The sequence below is a fragment of the Polaromonas sp. P1_G2 genome, from assembly GCF_056405515.1.
Window position 1 is genome coordinate 1 of the sequence record NZ_JBFUBY010001184.1, and the last position, 445, is coordinate 445.

The following is a 445-nucleotide window of genomic DNA, read 5'->3' on the forward strand; positions in this document are numbered from 1 at the left end:
GCAGGCTGTGAATATCGAACTTGGCGCCGACATCGACGCCACGGGTCGGTTCGTCGAGCAGCAGCACATAGGGGGCGCCCAGCACCGCCCGGGCAAAGACGACCTTCTGCTGGTTGCCGCCGGACAGCTGCAGCACTGGCTGGCGTGGCCCGACCGATTTCAGCTTCACCCGTTCGGCCAGTTCGCGCGACCGCGCAAGCTCGCGGCGCCGGTTGCGGAACAGGCCGGCGCGGCTGAGTGCGCTGAGATGCGACAGAACCGTATTGTCGGCCACCGAGGCGCGCGGCAACAGCCCTTCGCGGCGCCGTTCGCGCGGCACATAGGAAAAACCCTCGTGCCAGCGCGTTGCCGCATCGCCCGGTTTCAGCCGACGCCCCTTCAGCTCGATGCTTCCACTGGTCACCTTTTCGGCGCCGATCAGCAAGCGCAGAAGCTCGCTCTGACC

Annotated in this window: 1 protein-coding gene; it reads right to left on the reverse strand. The window is 67.2% G+C overall.

Going from position 1 to position 445, the window contains the following annotated elements; translation table 11 throughout:
- Positions 1-424, reverse strand: a 424-nt coding sequence (locus tag AC1D0P_RS29680) for an ATP-binding cassette domain-containing protein (RefSeq protein WP_477680008.1), incomplete at its 3' end; no start/stop codon positions are given.
- Between the last annotated feature and the right edge of the window lie 21 nt (positions 425-445).